This is a genomic window from Micromonospora reichwaldensis, assembly GCF_031845925.1.
GTDB classification, from domain to species: Bacteria; Actinomycetota; Actinomycetes; order Mycobacteriales; family Micromonosporaceae; genus Micromonospora; species Micromonospora reichwaldensis.
In genome coordinates this window covers 105,739-126,996 of sequence record NZ_JAVRFL010000009.1, presented here as the reverse complement: position 1 = coordinate 126,996, position 21,258 = coordinate 105,739, and the positions used below count along the sequence as shown (strand labels likewise).

The following is a 21,258-nucleotide window of genomic DNA, read 5'->3' as shown; positions in this document are numbered from 1 at the left end:
GGGGCTCGCAGGCTCACTTCCCGCGCTCACTGGTCCCCCCGGAGTCCCGGGTCCGTCTCGCGGACCCAGCGCCACTCCGCGACCCGGGGGTCGTCCTCGCCGTGTTCGCGGGTGTAGTCCCGGCAGGACTGGCGCGCGTCGACCATCTCCTGCCGCAGGTGGGCGGCCCGGTCGGCCAGCCCCGGCACCCGGTCGATGACGTCGATGACCAAATGGAAGCGGTCCAGGTCGTTGAGCATCACCATGTCGAACGGCGTGGTGGTGGTGCCCTCCTCCTTGTAGCCGCGTACGTGCAGGTTCTCGTGGTTGGTCCGCCGGTAGGTCAGCCGGTGGATGAGCCACGGATAGCCGTGGTACGCGAAGATGACCTGCCTGTCCCGCGTGAAGATCGTGTCGAACTCCTTGTCCGAAAGCCCGTGCGGGTGCTCCGTCGGCGGTTGCAGGCGCATCAGGTCGACCACGTTGACGACCCGTACCTTCAGCTCCGGCAGGTGCCGGTGGAGCAGGTCCGCGGCGGCCAGCGTCTCCAGCGTCGGCACGTCCCCGGCGCAGGCGAGCACCACGTCCGGCTCGCTGCCGGCGTCCGTGCTGGCCCAGTCCCAGATCCCGATGCCGCGCCGGCAGTGCTGGACGGCCTCGTCCATCGACAGCCAGTTCGGGGCGGGCTGCTTACCGGCCACCACCACGTTGATGTAGTGCCGGCTGCGCAGGCAGTGGTCCATCGTGGAGAGCAGGGTGTTGGCGTCCGGCGGCAGGTAGACGCGTACCACCTCGGCCTTCTTGTTCATCACGTGGTCGATGAAGCCCGGGTCCTGGTGCGAGAAGCCGTTGTGGTCCTGGCGCCACACGTGGCTGGAGAGCAGGTAGTTCAGCGAGGCGACCGGACTGCGCCACGGGATGCCCCGGGTCACCTTCAGCCACTTGGCGTGCTGGTTGACCATGGAGTCGACGATGTGGATGAACGCCTCGTAGCTGGTGAAGATGCCGTGCCGGCCGGTCAGCAGGTAGCCCTCCAGCCAGCCCTGGCAGAGATGCTCGGAGAGGACCTCCATCACCCGCCCGTCGGCGGAGAGGTGCTCGTCGCCGGGCACGGTGCCGGCCATCCAGGCCCGGCCGGTGACCTCGAACGCCGCGCCGAGCCGGTTCGAGGCCACCTCGTCCGGGCCGAAGAGGCGGAAGGTCTGCGGGTTGGCGGTGATCACGTCGCGTACCCAGGGGCCGAGGGCCCCGGTCGCGCCGGCCACGGTCTCGCCGGGCCGCTGCACGTCGACGGCGTACTCGCGGAAGTCCGGCAACGCCAGGTCACGCAGCACCAGCCCGCCGTTGGTGACCGGGTTGGCGCTCATCCGGCGTTCGCCCCGGGGCGGCAGCGCGGCCAGCTCGGCGACCGGGGCGCCGGTGGCGTCGAAGAGCTCCTCCGGCCGGTAGCTGCGCAGCCAGCGCTCCAGCTCCGCCAGGTGCTCCGGGTTCTTGCGTACCTCGGACAGCGGCACCTGGTGCGCGCGGTAGGTGCCCTCGACCTGCTTGCCGTCGACGTCGTGCGGCCCCGTCCAGCCCTTCGGCGTACGCAGGACGATCATCGGCCAGCGGGGGCGCTCGACGGCGCCGCCCGAGCGGGCCCGCCGCTGGATGGCGGCGATCTCGTCCAGCGCCCGGTCCAGCGTGCCGGCGAGCGCCTGGTGCACCGTCGCCGGGTCGTCACCGGCGACCACGTACGGCTCGTAGCCGAAGCCGCGCATCATGGCCAGCAGATCGTCCTCGGGGATGCGGTCCAGCACCGTCGGGTTGGCGATCTTGTAGCCGTTGAGGTGCAGGATCGGCAGCACCGCGCCGTCGCGCGCCGGGTTGAGGAAGACGTTGGAGAGCCAGCTTCCCGCCAGTGGGCCGGTCTCCGCCTCCCCGTCGCCGATGACGCAGGCCACCAGCAGGTCCGGGTTGTCGAACGCCGCGCCGTAGGCGTGGCTGAGCGCGTACCCCAGCTCGCCGCCCTCGTGGATCGAACCCGGCACCTCCGCCGCCACGTGGCTTGGGATGCCGCCGGGGAACGAGAACTGGCGGAACAGCCCGGCCATGCCGGCCTCGTCGCGGCCGATGTGGTGGTACACCTCGCTCCAGGTGCCCTCCAGCCAGGTGTTGGCGACGATCGCCGGGCCGCCGTGACCGGGGCCGGTGACGAACAGGGCGGACAGGTCACGGGCGACGATGACCCGGTTGAGGTGGGCGTAGAGCAGGTTCAGGCCGGGACTGGTGCCCCAGTGGCCGAGCAGGCGCGGCTTGACGTGCTCGGGGGCCAGCGGCTCGCGCAGCAGCGGATTGTCCAGCAGGTAGATCTGCCCGACGGTCAGGTAGTTCGCCGCCCGCCAGTAGGCGTCCAGCCGGCGCAGCTCGTCATCGGTCAGGGGGCTGTGCAGGTCGAGAGCGGTGTCCATACTGCATGAGCCTCTCGCGGGTAGGGGAATCCTGCATCCTCGGAGCGCGGATTCGTCCGGGCCGGCCTCAGCATCGCCGGTCGACACCGGTGTGGATCAGGGCCGTTGGTCCCGTGGGCGCTGGGCGTCGTGCCCGTTCCCCGGAATCCCCGTCAGCCCGCGCACGACGATCAGCGGCGCGGGGGAGTGGTAGAGCAGCGCCTGACTCACCGCGCCGAGCATGCCCCGCCACGGCTCGTCGCCCCGGGCGGCGACAAGCACCACCTGCGCCGAACGGGACTGCTCCACCAGGACACGGCCGGGGTCGCCGCGGATCGTGTGGCACTCCGCGGCCACCGACGGGAACCGGCGCGCCGACCGCGCCACCAACCCGAGGAGCAGCTCGGCATCCTCCGCGCCCTGCTCCGACTCGACGACGCGGACCGCCGACAGCCGCGCCTTCCGTCGGGCCGCGCACTCGAACGCCCACTCCAACGCGGCCTGCGAGCTGTCGGAGCCGTCCACCCCGACCAGCACCGGCCCCTGCGGGGGCGGTTCCCGACGGACCACCAGCACCGGGCAGCCGGCGCGGGCGGCGACCTGCACCGTGGGCGTGTCGACCGACACGCACTCGCCGCTGGTCGCCATGCCGCCGTCTCCGACGGCGAGCAGGAACGCCGTCTCCGACCGGCGGACCAGGGTGTCGACGAGGGCACCTTCGACGATCTCGCCGTCCACCGACAGCCCCGGCTCGACCTCGGCGGCGATCTCCGTGGCCCGGGACATCAGCTCCTCGGCGTCCGCGCGTGGTCCCGCGACCGACGGCGCTTGCAGCGCGGCCGCCCAGTTGAACGCGTGCAGCAGGCACAGCGGGCGGTTGTGCGCGGCGGCCTCCTGCGCGGCCAGCCTGACCACGGGCAGGTTGCGCTCCGTGCCGAGCCCGACCAGCACCGCCGCGTCGGTGGGTGCGGCCATCCGAATCACCTCCGCAGGCGTCGCGCCCGACCCTCCTGTCGAGGCTAGTCGCGCCGGTAGCACGGTGGGGCGGGATCGCGGGCGACGGTGGGGCGGGGCTTCGGGCTGGGTGTCTGCGGGGTCGGCCGGTGCTCGGGGGTGTGAGGTGCGGTGGGTGCGGTGCGCGGGGTGGTTGTGCGGTGCGTCGGGTGGGTGCGGTGCGTCGTGGTGGGGGTGTGGCCCGCCGTGCCCGGCTCCGGGCGGTCAGGCTTGATCCGGGGCCCGGGGGGGCCACACCCCGTCGGTGCCTACTCTCGCGTCCGTTCGCCGGGCTCCTGCCGGAGATCTTGGCAGGAAATGGCCCCTCCAGGGGCCCTCTCGTACCAAGATCTCCACCGGTGCCTCGGTGACCCGTTGTCCGAGGCGATCCGGTGACCGCAGTGACTCGAGTGACCCGAGTGACCGGAGGACCCGACTCACTCGGCTCACCCGACTCACTCGGATGAGCCCGACGAGCCCGATGAGCCTTGGTGAGTTGGCTGAGCAAGGTGAGCCGGGAGTCGCTAACCCTGGGCCCGGGTGTGACCGGGTGTCCGGTTTAGTGGTGGCTGTCCGGGGGCGGCTTGAGCCGGTGAGTCGTCAGTGGTTGGCGTGTCGGTGCCGGCTGTGTGGTTTGGGGGTGTGACCGGGGGCATCGTGGGGGCGGAATCGTGGCGGGGGCGGGGTCGTTACACCCTGCGTACGACCGAGCAAGACCACGCCGCCGAGGTCACGCCGCCCCGACAGACGGCGGGCCCGGGCCCCCCGGAATGATGGCGGGCCGGCGGTGGTTACACATGGTTCGGCCAACGCGAGGGCAACCCCTCGCCCCGCACGACAGCCCCGGCCCCGCTCTACCGGCCCGCACGGGTCGGACATCCGGCCGGCACGGCCGAGCTGATCTTCCCTCTGAACTTTGCAACTCCGGCTTGATCGTCGGAGATCCTCTCCAGGTTTCGCTGGAGATCCCCCGTGAGTTCGTATGGGCGCCGGACGGTGCTTGCACCCGCGTGAAGCCGATCCCCCTTCGGCGTGTGGGTGCCGACCCCCGAATGGAGCGTTTCCGATGAACACGATCATGCGTAAGAGCGTTCTTGGTATTGCTGGTCTGGCGGTCGCCGGTGGTCTGGCTGCGGGTCCGCTGAACCACGCCAACTCCGGTGTCGAGGTCGAGGCGGGCTCGCCGATCACGGCGGTTGCGGTGCAGGCCGACAAGCCGGACATGGGCAAGCTGGTGCCGCATGGTGTGCAGGGTGCGCAGTCGCGTGTCGACCTGTCGGATGAGCAGGTGGCGAACGTGAAGGCGATCATCGCGGCGACGAAGAAGGCCGGGATGGACGAGCGTGCGGCGGTGGTGTCGATCGCGACCGCGTTGCAGGAGTCGAAGTTGGAGAACCTGGGTCATCTGGGTGATCGCAACGACCACGATTCGCAGGGCCTGTTCCAGCAGCGTCCGTCCTCGGGTTGGGGCACGGTGGAGCAGATCACCGATCCGGAGTACTCGACGATGGCGTTCCTGAAGGGTCTGAAGCAGGTTGACGGGTGGCAGGACATGCCGCTGACGAAGGCCGCGCAGACGGTGCAGGTGTCGGCGTACCCGGACCACTACGCCCAGTGGGAGCAGCAGGCCGCCGACCTGGTGGCCGAGCACTGGAACAGCTGACAGCAGTAGCCACATCGCCCGCTGGCCGGCACCCCCAACCGGGGTGCCGGCCAGCGGCGTCCGTGGCGGATGGACCCCCTCAGCGGGGAGCCGTGGCGTGGACCCGGACGACCACGGCGGTGGCGTTGTCGTCGCCGCCGGCCTCCAGGGTGCCGTGGAGCAGGTCCCGCACCGCCTCCTCCGGTCGCGGTGCCGCCAGGAGTTCCCGCATCAGGTGATAGTCGACCTGGTCGCTGACGCCGTCGGTGCAGAGCAGCCAGACGTCGCCGGGGCGCAGCGACACCGCGAGCAGGTCCACCTCCGGCTCGTCCGGATGGCCGGCGTAGCGGGTGAGCTGGTAGCGGGCGCGATCGGCGGCGGGGGAGCCGACCGGGTACCAGCCGTGCAGTACGCCCAGCCAGGCCGCCGTGTGGTCGACGGTGAGGAGTTCCAGCAGGCCGTCGCGCAGGCGGTAGGCGCGGGAGTCGCCGAGCTGGACGAGCCAGCCCTGCCCGCCGTCGGGCTCCACGAGCAGGGCGGTCAGGGTGCAGCCGGTCAGCTCGGCCAACTGTGCGCCGGCGGCGCGTACGGCTGACTGGACGTGGGCCACGGCGGCGCGCAACCGGCGCGCGTCGACCGCGGGCCAGGCGGCCCGGACCTGCGCGACGAGGGTGCCCATGGCCGTCGTGCCGGCCCGGCGGCTGCCCTCGCCGGCGCCCATGCCGTCGACGACGGCGGCGAAGGGCAGGGCGGGGTCGACGTGCAGCACGTCGAAGTTGGCCGGGTAGCGGTTGCCGACCACGCTGCCGCCGGCGAACTCCAGCGTGACCTCGCCGAGCGGGAGGCGGCGCACGTCAGCGGACGCGGTGACCTCGGCGCGTCGGCCGGGGGAGGAGTGCACCGGCGGATCGTACTGTGGGTTGCCGGGGCAGGTGGTCCGGGTCGCCCCGGTCGCGGGCACTCAGTCGAGACAGAACTCGTTGCCCTCGACGTCCTGCATCACGAGGCACGACTCGTCGTAGCCGTCGGCAGTCAGCAGCCGCACGCGTACCGCGCCGAGCGCGACCAGTCGTGCGCATTCGGCCTCGAGCGCGGCCACGCGCTCCTCACCCACGAGCCCGGTGCCGACCCGCACGTCGAGGTGCAGCCGATTCTTGACGACCTTGCCTTCGGGTACGCGCTGGAAGAACAGTCGCGGGCCCACACCCGTGGGATCGACGCATGCGAACGCGGAGCCCTGCCGCTCAGGCGGCAGCGCGTGATCGAAGTCGTCCCAGGTGGCGAACCCCTCCGGTGGCGGCGGTACGACGTATCCCAACGCCTCGCACCAGAAACGAGCGACGCGCTCAGGTTCTGCGCAGTCGAAGGTGACCTGGACCTGCTTGACCTGCTTGACCGACGTCATCGATCCACCATAGAGGCGGGGTCTTCCGTCGTCTCCCCGGTATCGCTGCGTACCCGGTGGCTCGGACGAAGGTGTCAACATGGGTTGACACTGCGGTGATGTCAACGTAAGTTGACGACATGAGTCAGGCAACGGAACTCGCGGCGGCAGCCGGCAGCACCGACCCCCGGGTCGGGCTGCGCGCCGTCCGCGCGCTGCGCCGGTTGCTCGAACGGCTCGAGGTGGTCCAGGTGGACAACGCCCGTCGACAGGGCTGGTCCTGGCAGGAGATCGCCGACGAGCTCGAGGTCAGCCGGCAGGCGGTCCACAAGAAGCACGCCGGTCGTCCGGCGGTCGGATCCTCCTGGGAGGCGTGATGTTCGAACGGTTCACCGACCGGGCCCGCACGGTCGTGCGGGACGCCCGGGACGAGGCCCGGACCGAGGGCGAGCGGCCTGTCGGGACCGAGCACCTGCTGCTCGCCCTGCTCTCCGACGGCGACAACCTCGCCGCCCGGGTGCTCGCCGAGGCCGGCCTCCGCGCCGACGACCTGCGGGCCCGCGTCCGCCGGCACACCGTGCGGGGAGCCACCGGCCTCGCCGACGCCGACGCCGCGGCCCTGCACGAGATCGGCATCGACCTGGCCGCCATCGTGGCCCGGATCGAGGAGTCCTTCGGCCCGGACGCGCTGCGCGAGGCCGCGCCGGCACCGCGCCGCCGCTGGGGTCGCCGGCGGTACGCGGGCGGCCCCTTCTCCCCGCGCGCCAAGAAGGTGCTGGAGCTGGCGTTGCGGGAGGCGTTGCGACTGCGCCACCGCCACATCGGCACGGAGCACATCCTGCTCGGCGTGCTCCGCGAGGGCCATGGGCTGGGCGCCCGGGTGCTCACCGAGGCCGGCGCCGACCTCGACGACCTGCGCCGCCGCGTGGAGGCCGCCCTCCGCACCCCCGCCTGACCAAACCCCCACCTCACCTCGCCCAGGGCCCGGGCCTGCCCCGGCCCGACGATCATGAGGTTGGCGGAGAAGTCGATCTCAAGGACCGCCGTCTCATGATCGGCGGGGTGAGGAGGGGGTGGGAGTGGGGCGGGCGGTGGGGGACGGTCCCGGGCGGGGGCAAACGTGTCTGCGCTGCGCGTAACATCACCGCGCCGCCGGCTCGCTGCCGTGCCGGATCTGCTGCACACTGGCGCCGTGGACCCTCGACAGGACAAGCGACGCGCGGCACCCGACGGCGGTGGCCTGCGCTCCGCCGTGGTGGTCAACCCGGTGAAGGTGGCCGACCTCGACGAACTGCGTCAGACGGTCCACGACGCCCTCGCCGCGGCCGGCTGGCCCGAGCCGCTGTGGTTCGAGACCACGGTCGAGGACCCGGGCCGCGGCCAGACGCAGGAGGCGGTCGAGGCCGGCGTGGACGTCGTCTTCGCCTGCGGCGGCGACGGCACCGTGATGGCCTGCGTCAGCGGCCTGGTCGGCACCGAGGTGGCGCTCGCCGTGCTGCCCCAGGGCACCGGCAACCTCCTCGCGGCCAACCTGGGCCTCTCGGCTGACCTGGCCGCCGGGCTGGAGGTCGCCGTCGAGCGTGGCCGCCGGCTGCTCGACGTCGGCGCGGTCGAGGACCACTACTTCACGGTGATGGCCGGCATGGGCTTCGACGCCCAGATGCTCGCCGACACCTCGGAGACCACCAAGAAGCGGATCGGCTGGCCGGCGTACGTCGTGGGGGCCGCCCGGCACCTGCGCGACCGGCCGATGCGGGTCTCCATCCGCATCGACGACCAGCAGCCCATCCGCCGCCGGGCCCGCTCCGTCCTCGTCGCCAACGTCGGCCGCCTCCAGGGCGGGGTGCGGCTGCTCACCGACGCCGAACCGGACGACGGCTACCTCGACGTCGCGGTGCTCACCCCGCGTACGCTGCGGCACTGGCTGGCGCTCGGCTGGGCGGTCGTACGCCGGCAGGACCGCGTCCCCCGGATGGAGGTCTTCAAGGCCAGGCGGGTGGAGATCACCAGCAACCGGGCCCAGCCCCGGGAGCTCGACGGCGATCTCATCGAGCCGGGTCGCACGCTGAAGGCCGAGATCCGGCGGCGGGCGCTGTGGCTCTGCGTGCCGCAGCCGGCGCAGGATCCCGACCTGGCCGAGGACGCGAAGGCGGCCGCCGAGCGTGGTGAGCAGCTGATCGAGGAAGCCCGCCGTGAGTAGCACCCGCATCGTGCCGGAGACCCGGCTGATGTCGGACGAGGAACTCAACGCCGACGACGCCTGGCACACACTGCGCCGGCAGGGCGGCTGGCACCTGCTGCGCGACGCGTTCATCCGGTTCCGCTACGGCGACGGGTTCAGCCACTCGCGCGCCTTCGCGCTGCAACTCTGCCTCGCCGTGGTGCCGTTCCTGATCGCGCTGACCGGCCTGATCAGCGAACTCGGCGTGGAGGAGGGCGGCCGGGTGGTCGCCGACACGGTCCTGGCCCTCACTCCCGGGGCGAGCGAACCGATGGTGGCCGAGCTGCTCGGCGAGGGGGACCGCACCGAACGCGCCGGGGAGCTGGCGCTCGGCCTCGGCATGCTCACCGGCCTGGTCGCGCTGACCACCACCATGGCCCAGATCGAGCGCGGCGCCAACCGGATCTACGGCGTGGAGCGGGACCGGCCCGCGCTGTGGAAGTACGTCCGCGCCAGCGTCCTCGCCCTCACCGCCGGCGTACCGGCGCTCACCGGGTTCCTGATCCTCGTCGGCGGCGGCCCCATGGGCGACTCGGTGCAGCGACACTACGCCTGGGGCGAGTTCGCCAACGGCCTCTGGAACGTGGTGCGTTGGCCGCTCAGCCTGGGGCTGACCGTCCTTGCCGTCGCGGTGATCTTCCGGCACGCCCCCCGCCGCAAGCAGCCCGGCCTGTCCTGGCTCTTCTTCGGCGCCGGCATCGCCACCGCGCTGTGGTGGCTGGCCAGCCTGCTGCTCGCCGCGTACGTGCGGTTCAGCGGCGGGTTCGGCCAGACGTACGGGGCGCTGACCGGGATGATGGCGTTGCTGCTCTGGGCCAACCTGACCGGCATGGCGCTCTTCGGTGGACTCTCCTTCGCCGCCCAGTTGGAGGCGCTGCGCATCGGGGTGCGCGAGCCCGCCCAGCCCGACCTATGGGAGCCCGAGACCGAGCGCCAGGAGATCAACGACACCGGCGAGATGAGCTCCCTCTAGCTCCGCATCGGACATGCCTCGGTGTACGCGGAACGCCGATCGGGTAATGCGGCACGCCAGAAGCGAGAGGGAGGCTGCCGTGGGCGCGGTCAAAGAGGCGTTGCGACGACCCTTGGGTCACTTCACCGAGCGTACGCTCGCCGGCCTGGCGATCGTGCTCGGTGCCGGGGTCGGGTTCGGGATTCTCCTCGTGCTGGTCCGGACCCGGTGGTCCCCGCTCTACGACGTCGACCACGGCGTGGCCGCCTGGCTCAACGACCTGGTCGCCCCGCACGGGCCGCTGGTGACCGTGCTCAACGCGCTCACCGACCTCGGCGGGCGGGCCGTCATCATCTGGCTGGTGTCGGTCGCCGTGATCGGGCTGCTGATCCGCAAGCAGGGTCGACTCGCGGTGTTCCTGATCGTCACCGGCGTCGGCGCGCTCGTCCTCGACCCGGCGCTCAAGACCCTGGTCGACCGGCTGCGCCCCGAGGTGGACGTGCCCATCGGCACGTACGCCGGGGACAGCTTCCCCAGCGGCCACGCGCTCGGCTCGATGGTCGCGTACGGGGCGCTGCTGCTGGTCTTCCTGCCGGCCATGTCGCGTCGCTGGCGCAAGCCCGCGATCGCCCTGGTCGCCCTCGTCGTCTTCCTCATCGGACTGACCCGGATCGCGCTGGGCGTGCATTTCGTCTCGGACGTGCTGGGGGCCTGGCTGCTCGGCGCCGCCTGGCTCGGCGTCACCGCGTACGCCTTCCGGCTCTGGCGGTTGGAGCGCGGCCGGCCGGTCCCGGCGTTGACCGACGGGCTGGAGCCGGAGGCCGCGCACGACGTGGCGCCCGCCCCCGACGAGGCGCACCTGCTGCCGCACCCCCGGGCCGCCGTGTTCGAGCTGATCGTCGGCTGGGTGCTGATCCTCGGCGCGCTCTACGGCTTCGGCATGTTCGTCAGCTACCACGCCGGCGGCACCTTCTTCGCCACCCTGGACACGGACGTGCCGAGGTGGTTCGCCGAGCACCGCACCCCCGGCCGGGACGACTTCAGCTACTGGTGGAGCAAGGTCGGCGACACCCACGCCATCCTGCTCATCTCGCTGGTCTTCTGCCCGGTCGTGCTGGCCGTGTGGCGGCGTTGGCGGCCGGTGCTCTTCGTGGCACTGACCATGTTCGGCGAGCTGAGCCTCTTCCTCGCCTCCGCCGCCGCGGTCGACCGGCCGCGCCCGCCCGTCGGCAACCTCGACGGGCCGATGCCGACCTCCTCCTTCCCGTCCGGCCACATCGCCGCCACGCTCTGCGTCTGGGTGGCGATCGCGGTGATCGTCTTTCCGCGTACGGACCGGTGGTGGCGGTGGGTCTTCGTGGCGCTGGCGGTCGTGATGCCGGCCGGCGTGGCCATCAGCCGGATGTACCGGGGGATGCACCACCCCACCGACTTCATGGGCGCGATCATCCTCACCACCCTCTGGATCGGGCTGCTCTACTGGGTGGTCCGCCCCAACGAGGACGTGCACGAGGGCAACCGGCCGAGCATCGAGTCCGAGGACGTGCACACCCTCGACGACGAACTGGCCAAGGCCGGTCGGGCGGACTGACCGCCGATGCTGCGGGCGATGACCTGGAACATCCGGACCGGGGGACGGGACTCCGGCGGCGCCGACCGCCGGGACCTGCTGGTCCGGGTCGTCGCCGACCAGCGGCCGGACGTGCTGGCGTTGCAGGAACTGCGGCACTTCGACTCCGGCGACGTGCTCGCCGACTTCGCGGGCCGGGTGGGGATGCGCCCCCACCTGGCCCGTTCCTGCTTCGGCCAGCCGGTGGCGGTGCTGCTGCGCCCGCCGCTGCGCGCCCTCGCCGCGACCCGGGTACGCCGGCCGTTCCACCATGCCGCGCAGCGGGTCACCGTGGCGACCACCGCCGGCCCGCTGACGGTGCTGAGCGTCCACCTCGACCCGTACTCGGGGCTGCGGCGGCGCGTCGAGGCGGGCTGGGCCGCCGCCGCGCTGCGCCGGGCGCCGGGGGAGCTGGGACTGCTGGCCGGGGACCTGAACACCCTGGACCCGGTCGCCGACCACACCGACCGCATCGCCCGGCTCCCGGCCGCGTACCGCCGCCGTCACCTGCGCCGGGACGGGCGGACGGTGGAGACCCGCGCGGTGGCCCGGCTGCTCGCCGCCGGTCTGGTCGATCTGTACGCGACGGCGGGGGCACCCGACGGCGGGCTGACCGCGCCCACCCGGCACGGCGGCGGGGCGGAGTTCTCCGGCATGCGGCTGGACTACCTGCTCGGCACGGCGGCGCTCGCCGGCCGGGTGCGCGACTGCCGGGTGCTGCGGGGCGGCGAGACCGAGTACGCCTCCGACCACTATCCGGTCGTGGCGGACCTGGACCTCGACCCCGCCTGACCGCCCTGCCCTGCTTGCCTGCCCTTGCCTGCCCTGACCGCCCTGACCGCCCTGCCCTCGCGTGCCCGCCCGGCCTGGCCGCCCTGCCCTAGCGTGCCCGCCCGGCCTGGCCGCTCTGCCCGCGCCCGCCCAGCTCGCCCTCACCGCCCGCCCCGTCTGACCGCCCGCCCCGCCCGGCCTGACCGGGCGACCCCGGTCCGTCCCCGAGGGCCGGGAGGGCGGCGCGTTGCCGGTGCTGACTACCGTGAGCCGGTGATCGACTCGCCGAGCGCGGACCCGGGGAACGCCGGGTCCCCACCCACCCCGCTGCTGGTCGCCGTCGTCCGGGGAATCGCGCTGGTCGTGGTGGTGCCCTTCCGGCTGGCCTGGGAGGTGGTCGCCGCCGTCGGCCGGTGGCTGCACCGCTGGCTGCTCGCGCCGCTCGGCCGGTTCCTGGACCGCTGGCTGCTGCGCCCGCTGGGCTGGCTGCTGCGGATCCTGGTGTGGGTGCCGCTGAGCTGGCTCGGGCGTGGGCTGGCCTGGCTGCTGCGCTGGCTCGGCCTTGGCCTGGCCTGGCTGCTGCGCACGCTGGTCTGGGTGCCGTTGGTGTGGCTCGCCCGGGGGCTGGCCTGGCTGGCCCGGACGGTGGTGTGGATACCGCTGGCCTGGCTGGCGTACCACCTGATCTGGGTGCCGCTGCGCTGGCTGGCCCGGCTCCTCGCGCCGCTCGGACGCCTGCTGGCGGCGGGGCTCGCGGCGGTCGGCCGGTGGCTGGTGGCGGGGCTCGTGGCGATCGGGCGGTGGCTGGCGGCGGTGGGGCGGGTGCTGCTCGGCGCGCTCGGCTGGGCGTGGTGGGCCGCCGGCCGGTTGCTCTGGTGGTGTTACGCGCTCACGCTGCGGCCCTTCGTGCTCGGGGCGCGCTGGCTGTGGCGGCACGCCGTCCGCCCGGTGGGCCGGGCGGTGGCCGCCGCGTGGCGGGCGACCGTCTCACCGGCCGTCCGCTGGGTGCGCCGAGCCGTCGTGGAGCCGGTCCGCCAGGCGACCCGTGAGACGCTGACCGCCCTCGGCCTGCGCGGCTGACCCACGGACGCCGCGACGACGGCGGAGGGCACCCGATGAGCGCTGCCCCGACTAGCGGTGCCCCGACGAGCGGTGCCCGAGCAAGATCTTGGCAAGAAACGGCCCCTCCAGGGGCACTCCCGTACCAAGATCTCGGAGCCGGAGCCGGAGCCGGAGCCGGAGCCGGAGCCGGAGCCGGGTTACAGGAGCAGGTTCAGCAGGACGGTCAGGACGACCGAGGCGACGATCGAGAAGAGGATCATCAGCAGGCAGCCCAGGCCGCCGCCGGCCGGCCGGATCTCCGTGTTGCCGATACGCATGTCGTCACCTGTTCGTCAGTGTGGGGGCCAGCAGGGCGCGGACCGCGTCGGCGACCTGTGCCGGCGCGGTGGTCACGACGTTGTGCGCGGCACCCGGCACGGTGACCGTACGGGCGTGCGGCACCAGCCGGCCCACCTGCGCGCGCCAGGAGGGCGGCACGACCGGGTCCCGGGAGCCGGCCACCACCAGGGTGGGCGCGGCGATGCTCACCAGGTCCGCCTCGATACCGTTGCGCACCGAGTGCGACAGCGTCGCGTGGACCCGCCAGGGGCGGGCGTCGAGGACGTCCCGGAGCAGGATCGGCGCCTGCAACGGCGCCTCCCGCAGGGTGTCCACCAGCCAGCGCCCGAACTGTCCCCGCCGGGACCGGGCGGCCGGGTCGCTGGTCGGGCCGGCGAGCACCACCGCCGCGACCGCGTCGGGGTGCCGGGCGGCGAGCGCCGCGACGACCTCCGCGCCGAACGAGTGCCCGAGCAGGCAGACGGGCGGCATCCGGTACGCGGCCAGCCAGGCGGCCAGGTGCGCGGCGTGCCGGGGCACGTCGTACGCGCGGTCGGGGCGCTCGGTCAGCCCGAAGCCGGGCAGGTCGGGCGCGTACACCGGATGGGTGTCGGCCAGCGCGAGGGCGAGCGGGGTCAGGTAGCGGTGGGACACGGCCAGCCCGTGCACCAGCACGACCGGGGTGGCGGCGGTGCCGGGCTCGCCGGCGCGGCGGGTGTGCGTACGGATCCCGTCGACCAGCCGCCACTCGCTGGTCAGCCCGGCGGCCGGCTTCGGGGCGGCCAGCGCGAGGCGCAGCTCCGCCGGACCGAAGCGGCCCGGCGGGGTCACCCGGGGACGCCGGACGGGTGCCGCCCTCACAGCTCGCGCAGCCTCGGCAGGAGCTGCTCCTGCGCCCAGTCCAGGAACATCGGCTGCGTCCCGCCACCCACCTGCACGATCGCCACGTGGGTGAAGCCGGCGTCGACGAACCTGCGGAACGCCTCGACGTGCCGGTCTACGTCGGGTCCGCAGGAGATCCCCTCGGCCACGTCCTCCTCGCGGACGAACTGGGTGGCGGCGGCGAACGACTCCGGCCCGGGCAGGTCGGCGTTGACCTTCCAACCCATCCCGAACCAGCGGAACTGGTCGTGCACGATCTTGCGGCACTCCGCCTCGTCCGGGCCGTAGCAGATGGCCACCTGCCCGTAGCGGGGCTGTCCGGCGCCGCCGGCCTCGTCGTACATCTCGATGATGTGCGGGTCCGGCTCGGTCGCGACGAGGCCGTTGCCGTACTCGGCGGCGAGGGTGACCGACTGGCGGCCGGAGGCGGCGACGGCCATCGGCACCGGGCGGGCCGGCCGGTCCCACACGTAGGCGTCGGGCACGTCGTAGTGGTTGCCCGAGAAGGTCAGCGTCTCCCCGTTGAGCAGGGGCCGGATGATCTGGAGGGCCTCCTCGAACATCTCGTGCCGCTGCTGCACGTGCGGCCAGCCGCCGACCACGTGCTCGTTGAGGTTCTCGCCCGCGCCGAGGCCGAGGGTGAACCGGCCGTCCGAGAGCACCCCGACCGTGCTGGCCTTCTGCGCCACGACCGCCGGGTGGTAGCGGCGGATCGGGCAGGTGACGAAGGACATCAGCTCCGCCCGGCTGGTGGCGTGCGCGACCGCGCCGAGCACCGACCAGGCGTACGGGGAGTGGCCCTGGGAGTCCAGCCAGGGGTAGTAGTGGTCGGAGATGACGAGCTGGTCGAAGCCGGCCGCCTCCGCCCGCACCGCGTAGTCGACCAGTTGCTTGGGACCGGCCTGCTCGCACATCAGGGTGTAGCCGACGTTGACCATGGGTGTCTCCCTCCGACCCGGGCGGATCATCCCCGGATACCCCTGCCAGGTCGGGTCAACCCTCGCGTCCGGTGTCGGCGGTCCGCTGCTTAACCGGTTCATTGCGTGACCGGCCCGACCGGCCTACGCTGATCCCTGCGCCGCCGGGAGCCGGGCGGCGGCTGTCGGGCTGCAGCCGCCATCCCCTGTGACGTCCCACCCCCACCTGGGCAGCGGGGGTCCTCCCTCTGAGGAAGGCCATGAAGAAGAGACTCTCCGCCGCCGGTGCGGCCCTGCTCGCGTTGCTGGTCGCCGTGTTGGCGTTCGGTCAGCCCGCGCGGGCCGCGACCGGCTTCTCCGTCGCCGACGGCAAGCTCTACGACGCCAACGGCAGCGAGTTCGTCATGCGTGGCGTGAACCACGCGCACACCTGGTACCAGCAGCAGACCAGTTCCTTCGCCAACATCAAGGCGCTCGGGGCGAACACGGTGCGGGTGGTGCTGGCCAGCGGCCAGCGGTGGGCGAAGAACGACACCGCCGACGTCGCCAACGTCATCTCGCTGTGCAAGGCCAACCGGCTGATCTGCGTGCTGGAGGTGCACGACACCACCGGCTACGGCGAGCAGAGCGGGGCGGCCACCCTGGACCAGGCGGTCGACTACTGGCTCAGCGTCTCCAGCGCCCTCGCCGGCCAGGAGAAGTACGTCATCGTCAACATCGGCAACGAGCCGTACGGCAACCAGGGCTACGGCACCTGGGCGACCGACACCGCCAACGCCATCAAGCGGCTGCGTACGGGCGGCCTGACGCACACCATCATGGTCGACGCCCCGAACTGGGGTCAGGACTGGTCGTTCACCATGCGCGACAACGCGGCGTCGGTCTTCGCGGCCGACCCGCAGAAGAACACGGTCTTCTCCATCCACATGTACGGCGTCTTCGACACCGCCGCCGAGATCAGCGACTACCTCGGCCGGTTCCGCGCCGCCAAGCTGCCGATCGTGGTCGGCGAGTTCGGCTTCGACCACTCCGACGGCAACCCCGACGAGGACACGATCCTCTCCTACAGCCAGGCCAACGGGATCGGTTACCTGGGCTGGTCGTGGAGCGGCAACGGCGGCGGCGTCGAGTACCTCGACATGGTCACGAACTTCAACCCCGCCGCGCTGAGCACCTGGGGCCAGCGCATCTTCAACGGGGCGAACGGGATCAAGGCCACCGCGAAGGAGGCGACGGTCTTCGGCAGCACGCCGCCGCCGACCACCCCGCCGCCGACGACGCCCCCGCCCACGACCCCGCCGCCCACCACGCCCCCGCCCACGACCCCGCCGCCGAGCACCCCGCCGCCGGGCGGCTGCACGGCGACGTACACGGTGACCAACCAGTGGCAGGGCGGCTTCCAGGGTGAGGTGAAGGTGACCGCCGGCTCGGCGGCGATCACCGGCTGGACGACGAAGTGGACGTTCGCCAACGGCCAGACCGTCAGCCAGTCCTGGAGCACCGTCCTGAGCAGCAGCGGGTCGACCGTCACGGCCCGCAACGCCGACTGGAACGGCCGGCTGGGCGCCGGTGCCAGCACCAGCTTCGGCTTCATCGCCAGCTGGAACGGCACCAACGCCACGCCCGCGGTGACCTGCACGGCGAGCTGACAACTCACGCCCCACCGGTGGCCGGGCCCGCAGGGGGTCCGGCCACCGTTCTCTCCCGTGCCTCTCGGTCTCTCGTGACTCTCTCGGTCTCTCTCGTGTCTCTTCTGGCGTCCGGGAGAGCCGGGGTGCGGGCGGCCCGTCGCCGGGGACCGGGCCCGGCCACCGGTCAGTCGCTGCGCGCGCTGTCGAGCTGCCCCGTCCATGGGACCGCTGACGGCCACGGGTCCGGAACTGCCTGCCCCGTCCATGCGGGCAGCTCGACAGCGTCCGTACCGGCGTACACCCTGCCGTCGCCGGTCAGTGCCCGGGCGCCCCGGTGGCCAGCCGGGCGGCGCGCATCGCCAGGTACCGCTGCTCGGGCACGCTCGTGGTCAGGTCGGCGGCGACCCGGTACGCGGCCACCGCCCGCCCCCGGTCGTTCCCTGCGAAGTCCGCCCGCCCTCTCAGTCGACGGCGGTGACCTCCAGCAGCACGGTCTGCTCGGGATGCAGCGCGGGCATCTGGAGCCCGACGGTCGCCAGCACCGCGCCGCCGAGGGTCACGCCGCCGTCGGCCAGCCAACCCGGGGCGGCCCGCTGGAGCGTCGCGGGCTCCGGCACGCCCGCGACGGGCCGCACCGCGTACCGGCGGTGGGGGGCGAGGCCGGGGAGCCGGACCGGCCCGGGCGCCTGGGTCACCGAGGTGGCCAGCTGAGCCACGGCGTACACCGCCTGGGAACCGTCGTGGGCGATGACGCCGTGCGCCCAGACGGCCGGGTCGGGATGGTCGACGCGGACCACCCGGCCGGCGTGCAGCAGCGGGCGGAGCCGCTTGTGCAGCGCGATCCAGGCGGCCAGCTCGCCGCGCTGCGCCGCGTCGATCGCGCCGATGTCCCACTCGATGCCGTGGTGGCCGAAGAGCGCGGTCGCAGCCCGGAAACCCAGGTCGTGCACGCGGTGGGTGGTGTGCGAGCGCTCCGGCCCGATGTGGCTGCCGACCAGCTCGGGCGGGAGCAGCAGCCCCGTCCAGCGCTGGATGGCCAGCCGTTCCAGGGCGTCGTTGCAGTCGCTGGCCCAGACCCGGTCGGTGCGCCGCAGGATCTCCAGGTCCACCCGGGCGCCGCCGGACGCGCAGCTCTCGATCTCCACACCGGGGTGGCGGCGGCGCAGCTCGTCGAGGAGCCGGTAGACCGCGCGGGTCTGTCCATGCACGCCGGGGCGGCCCTGGTGACCCGCCTCCGTCAGGTCCCGGTTGTGGTCCCACTTGAGGTAGCCGATGCCGGGGTGCGCGGCGAGCAGGCCGTCCAGCCGCTCCAACAGGTACGCGTACGCCGGCGGCTGGGCCAGGTCGAGCACCTGCTGGTGCCGCCAGGCGGGCGGCAGCCGGCCGGGTGCCGACAGCACCCACTCCGGGTGGGCGCGGAACACCTCGGAGTCGGGGTTGACCATCTCCGGTTCGACCCAGAGCCCGAACTGCATCCCGTGCCCGCGTGCGTGGTCGACGAGCGGGTGCAGGCCGTCGGGCCAGACGGTGTCGTCGACGTACCAGTCGCCGAGGCCGGCGCGGTCGTGGCGACGGCCCCGGAACCACCCGTCGTCGAGCACGAAGCGTTCCACCCCGACCTCGGCCGCCTGGTCGGCCAGCGCGCGGAGCCGGTCCAGGTCGTGGTCGAAGTAGACGGCCTCCCAGACGTTGAGGGTGACCGGGCGGGGCGTGGCCGGGTGCTGCGGCCGGGCGCGCAGGTGGGTGTGCAGGACGTCGCTGAGCCCGTCCAGCCCGGCGTCGGAGAAGACCGCGTACAGCAGCGGGGTGGCGTACTCCTCGCCCGCATCGAGCACCACCTCGCCGGGGGCGAGCAGTTCGCCGCCGCCGAGGGTGGACTCGCCCGTCGGCCGCCGCTCGGCGAAGGTCACGTGGTCGCCGCTCCACGCGGTGTGCACCGCCCACACCTCGCCGTGACCGAACCCGAAGCCGGCCGTGCCGGCGACCAGCAACAGGGTCGCGTCGTGCCCGGTGCGGCCGTGCCGGCCCTCGCGTACCCAGGCGCCCATCGGCCACGGGTGCCGCTGCGGGGACCGCTCCCGGCACCACCGGCCGGTCAGGTCGAGCAGTTCGGTGGCGACCGCCGGCACCGGCAGGACCGGCGTCAGCTCCCGCAGCTCGTACGCGGTGTCGCCGTCGTTGCGCAGCCGGTGCCGCAGCAGCACCAGGCCGGTCGGGTCGATCGCGATCTCGACGGTCAGCGACAGCCCGGCACCATCGTCGGCCGCCCGGACGGTGACCCGGGCGGAGCCGGTGCCGTCGTCGGCGACGTCGAGACCGGTCAGCCGGAAGGCGGTGGACCAGTCCCGGCGCTCGCGGTGCCCGGCGAGCGCCGGCCGGCCGCCCCAGCCGGCGGACGCCTCGGGCAGCAGGGACAGCACCGTCGGCGCGTCGAAGCTGCTGTGTACGACCGGCGCGACGGTGGCGTCCACCAGGGCGGGCAGGTCGTCGGGTGGGACGGGGCCGAGGTCGGCGCCCCAGTGCGCGACCCGGGGCAGCCCCGGGCCGCGCGCGTCGAGCACCAGGCTGGTCCGGGCACGGCGCAGGTGGACGATGCTCATCCCTTTGAAGCCCCCAGGGTCAGGCCCCGGACGAACTGCCTCTGCAGGAGGAAGAAGATCACCAGGGTCGGGATCGCGACCAGCACCGAGCCGGCCGAGACCAGGTTGTTGTCGGTGAAGAACTCACCACGCAGGTTGTTGAGCGAGCTTGTCACCGGGAACTTGTCCCCCGTGCGCATCAGCACGGTGGCCCAGAAGAACTCGTTGTAGATCCAGGTCACCTCCAGGGTGGCCAGCGCGGCCAGAGCCGGCCGGCACAGCGGCATGGTCACCTGCCAGTACTGCCGCCAGACGCTGGCCCCGTCGACCATCGCGGCCTCGTAGAGGTCGCGCGGCAGCGCCTTCATGTAGTTGCTGAGCACGAACACGCAGAAGCCGCACTGGAAGGCGACGTTGACCAGGATCAGCCCCCAGTAGCTGTCGTAGAGCAGCTCCGAGTCGCTCATGAACGCCGGCAGCGGCACCTGGGTGAAGAGCCGGAACAGCGGGATGAGCAGGGCCTGCTGGGGCAGCAGGTTCGCCGCGGTGAACAGGCCGAGCAGGACGATGTTGGTCTTCCAGCTGAACCGGGCGATGACGAACGCCACGCACGAGGCGAGGAAGAGGGTCAGCAGCACCGCCGGCACGGTGATGTAGACGGAGTTGAGGAAGTGCTTGCCGAACTCGGCGGTCCGCCAGGCGGTGACGTAGTTGTCGAGGGTCCACCCGCCGAGCGAGACGTAGCCGTTGGTGGCCGTGTACTCGTAGGAGCGCAGCGAGGTCAGCACGGCCCAGAGGATCGGGAAGAGCCAACCGATCGCCACCGCCGCGAGGAACACGTGCAGCACCACCCGGGCCGGGCGCGACGGCGGGCGGCGTTCGGTCGCGGGGGCGGTCCGGTTCTCCCGGGGCACGGTCGCGGTGCTCATCGGCGTCCCTCCCGCAGCACGGTCGCCAGGTAGACGGTGATGAAGACCAGCGAGACGACCAGCATGATGGTGGCCAGCGCCGAGCCGAAGCCGATGCGGCTCGCCTCGCCGACCACGTTCTGGGTGACCAGCGCCGAGATCAGTTCCAGGCCGTTGCGGCCCTTGTTGATGACCCAGACCAGGTCGAACGCGCGCAGCGACTCGATCACCGTCACCACCAGCACGATGATGTTGATGGGCCGCAGGACCGGGAAGATCACCTTGAAGAACGTCCGGCCCTCCGACGCGCCGTCCACGGCGGCGGCCTCCCGCAGCGACGGGTCGACGCCCTTCAGCCCGGCCAGGTAGAGCAGCATGATGTAGCCGACGTGCCGCCAGCCGGCCGCCACCAGCACGGCCCAGATGTTGACGTCCGGATCGCCGTACCAGTCGACGTCGGTGCCGAGGACGGCGTTGACCAGGCCCTGGTCGCGGGAGTAGAGCAGCTGCCAGACGAAGCCGATCAGCGCCAGGGAGAGCACCACCGGCAGGTAGAGCGCGGTCTGGTAGAACCGGGTGCCGCGCAGCTCCTTGTCGAGCAGGACGGCCAGGAACATGCCGAACGGGGTGGCCACCACGAACAGCGCCGCCAGCCAGAGCAGGTTGTTCTGCACGGCCGGCACGAACGGCGGGTAGTTCTGGACCACGTCGGCGTAGTTGCGGCCGCCGACCCACTCGATCTCGGAGACCGGGCCGATGCCGTCCCAGTCGGTGCCGGAGAGCAGCACGGTGGCGCCCGCCGGCAGCCAGACCAGGCCGACGACGAGCAGCAGCGGTACGGCCACCATGAGCGCGACGACCACGCGGTCGGTGCGGGACAGCAGCCGTACGCGCCGGCGGCGACCACCCGTGGGGGTGGTCGCGGCCGGCGGCGGCGCGGCGCGATCCGCTTGGATCAGGGGCAGGTCGGACACGGTGCCC

General features: G+C 72.8%; 18 protein-coding genes. 9 read left to right on the top strand and 9 right to left on the bottom strand.

Features of this window, described 5'->3' with window-relative positions; translation table 11 throughout:
- Window positions 1-26: 26 nt before the first annotated feature.
- Together RM555_RS09915 and RM555_RS09910 are read right to left on the bottom strand one after the other, a co-directional pair.
- Window positions 27-2,429 carry a phosphoketolase family protein gene (locus tag RM555_RS09915; protein ID WP_311411472.1) on the bottom strand — a complete coding sequence of 801 codons (2,403 nt, stop codon included), beginning with the start codon at window positions 2,427-2,429 and terminating at the stop codon, window positions 27-29.
- A 96-nt stretch (window positions 2,430-2,525) separates the two neighbouring features.
- Window positions 2,526-3,383, bottom strand: a complete 858-nt coding sequence (locus RM555_RS09910; protein ID WP_311411471.1) for a universal stress protein — start codon at window positions 3,381-3,383, stop codon at window positions 2,526-2,528.
- Window positions 3,384-4,467: 1,084 nt separating this feature from the next.
- On the opposite strand from RM555_RS09910, the gene RM555_RS09905 reads away from it, so the two are divergent.
- Complete coding sequence (locus tag RM555_RS09905; RefSeq protein WP_311411470.1) at window positions 4,468-5,064, top strand: hypothetical protein; 597 nt, start codon at window positions 4,468-4,470, stop codon at window positions 5,062-5,064.
- Between the two features lie 79 nt (window positions 5,065-5,143).
- Here the strand turns inward: RM555_RS09905 and RM555_RS09900 are convergent, their stop codons facing one another.
- Window positions 5,144-5,944 (bottom strand): PP2C family protein-serine/threonine phosphatase, encoded by an 801-nt coding sequence (locus RM555_RS09900; protein WP_311411469.1) that lies wholly within the window; start codon window positions 5,942-5,944, stop codon window positions 5,144-5,146.
- A 60-nt stretch (window positions 5,945-6,004) separates the two neighbouring features.
- Window positions 6,005-6,448, bottom strand: a complete 444-nt coding sequence (locus RM555_RS09895) for a VOC family protein (protein WP_311411468.1) — start codon at window positions 6,446-6,448, stop codon at window positions 6,005-6,007.
- A gap of 119 nt (window positions 6,449-6,567) precedes the next feature.
- Between RM555_RS09895 and RM555_RS09890 the strand changes: the two genes are divergently transcribed.
- From RM555_RS09890 to RM555_RS09860, 7 genes are all read left to right on the top strand, one after another.
- Entirely contained in the window at window positions 6,568-6,804 is a 237-nt protein-coding gene (locus tag RM555_RS09890; RefSeq protein WP_089001290.1) for an HTH domain-containing protein, read from the top strand.
- Window positions 6,804-7,382, top strand: coding sequence for a Clp protease N-terminal domain-containing protein (locus RM555_RS09885; RefSeq protein WP_311411467.1), 579 nt, complete (start codon window positions 6,804-6,806; stop codon window positions 7,380-7,382). The genes RM555_RS09890 and RM555_RS09885 overlap by 1 nt, the downstream gene beginning before the upstream one ends.
- Before the next feature lie 237 nt (window positions 7,383-7,619).
- Window positions 7,620-8,627 carry a diacylglycerol/lipid kinase family protein gene (locus tag RM555_RS09880; RefSeq protein WP_311411466.1) on the top strand — a complete coding sequence of 336 codons (1,008 nt, stop codon included), beginning with the start codon at window positions 7,620-7,622 and terminating at the stop codon, window positions 8,625-8,627.
- Window positions 8,620-9,621: a YihY/virulence factor BrkB family protein gene (locus RM555_RS09875; RefSeq protein ID WP_311411465.1), complete on the top strand. Its 1,002-nt coding sequence runs from the start codon at window positions 8,620-8,622 to the stop codon at window positions 9,619-9,621. The genes RM555_RS09880 and RM555_RS09875 overlap by 8 nt, the downstream gene beginning before the upstream one ends.
- A 79-nt stretch (window positions 9,622-9,700) precedes the next feature.
- Window positions 9,701-11,191, top strand: a complete 1,491-nt coding sequence (locus RM555_RS09870) for a phosphatase PAP2 family protein (RefSeq protein ID WP_311411464.1) — start codon at window positions 9,701-9,703, stop codon at window positions 11,189-11,191.
- A 6-nt stretch (window positions 11,192-11,197) separates the two neighbouring features.
- A complete protein-coding gene (locus RM555_RS09865; protein ID WP_311411463.1) occupies window positions 11,198-12,001 on the top strand; it encodes an endonuclease/exonuclease/phosphatase family protein in 804 nt (267 codons plus the stop codon).
- Window positions 12,002-12,253: 252 nt separating this feature from the next.
- Complete coding sequence (locus tag RM555_RS09860) at window positions 12,254-13,060, top strand: hypothetical protein (protein ID WP_311411462.1); 807 nt, start codon at window positions 12,254-12,256, stop codon at window positions 13,058-13,060.
- Window positions 13,061-13,363: 303 nt separating this feature from the next.
- Here RM555_RS09860 and RM555_RS09855 read toward each other — a convergent pair whose 3' ends face one another.
- Together RM555_RS09855 and RM555_RS09850 are read right to left on the bottom strand one after the other, a co-directional pair.
- The gene (locus RM555_RS09855) at window positions 13,364-14,221 is read right to left on the bottom strand and encodes an alpha/beta fold hydrolase (protein ID WP_311411461.1); all 858 of its coding nucleotides are present in this window, start codon (window positions 14,219-14,221) and stop codon (window positions 13,364-13,366) included.
- On the bottom strand, window positions 14,218-15,180 hold the full coding sequence (locus RM555_RS09850; RefSeq protein WP_311411460.1) for a TIGR03557 family F420-dependent LLM class oxidoreductase: 963 nt from the start codon (window positions 15,178-15,180) through the stop codon (window positions 14,218-14,220). Before RM555_RS09850 ends, RM555_RS09855 begins: the two co-directional genes overlap by 4 nt.
- Window positions 15,181-15,419: 239 nt before the next feature.
- Between RM555_RS09850 and RM555_RS09845 the strand changes: the two genes are divergently transcribed.
- Window positions 15,420-16,808, top strand: a complete 1,389-nt coding sequence (locus tag RM555_RS09845; RefSeq protein WP_311411459.1) for a cellulase family glycosylhydrolase — start codon at window positions 15,420-15,422, stop codon at window positions 16,806-16,808.
- Window positions 16,809-17,251: 443 nt separating this feature from the next.
- On the opposite strand, the gene RM555_RS09840 is transcribed toward RM555_RS09845, so the two are convergent.
- Genes RM555_RS09840 through RM555_RS09830 form a run of 3 tightly spaced genes read right to left on the bottom strand, consistent with a single transcriptional unit; the run spans window position 17,252 to window position 21,251 of the window.
- A complete protein-coding gene (locus RM555_RS09840; protein WP_311411458.1) occupies window positions 17,252-19,390 on the bottom strand; it encodes an alpha-galactosidase in 2,139 nt (712 codons plus the stop codon).
- Window positions 19,387-20,298: a carbohydrate ABC transporter permease gene (locus tag RM555_RS09835; protein WP_311411457.1), complete on the bottom strand. Its 912-nt coding sequence runs from the start codon at window positions 20,296-20,298 to the stop codon at window positions 19,387-19,389. The genes RM555_RS09840 and RM555_RS09835 overlap by 4 nt, the downstream gene beginning before the upstream one ends.
- Window positions 20,295-21,251 (bottom strand): carbohydrate ABC transporter permease, encoded by a 957-nt coding sequence (locus RM555_RS09830; RefSeq protein ID WP_311411456.1) that lies wholly within the window; start codon window positions 21,249-21,251, stop codon window positions 20,295-20,297. Before RM555_RS09830 ends, RM555_RS09835 begins: the two co-directional genes overlap by 4 nt.
- Window positions 21,252-21,258: the final 7 nt, after the last annotated feature.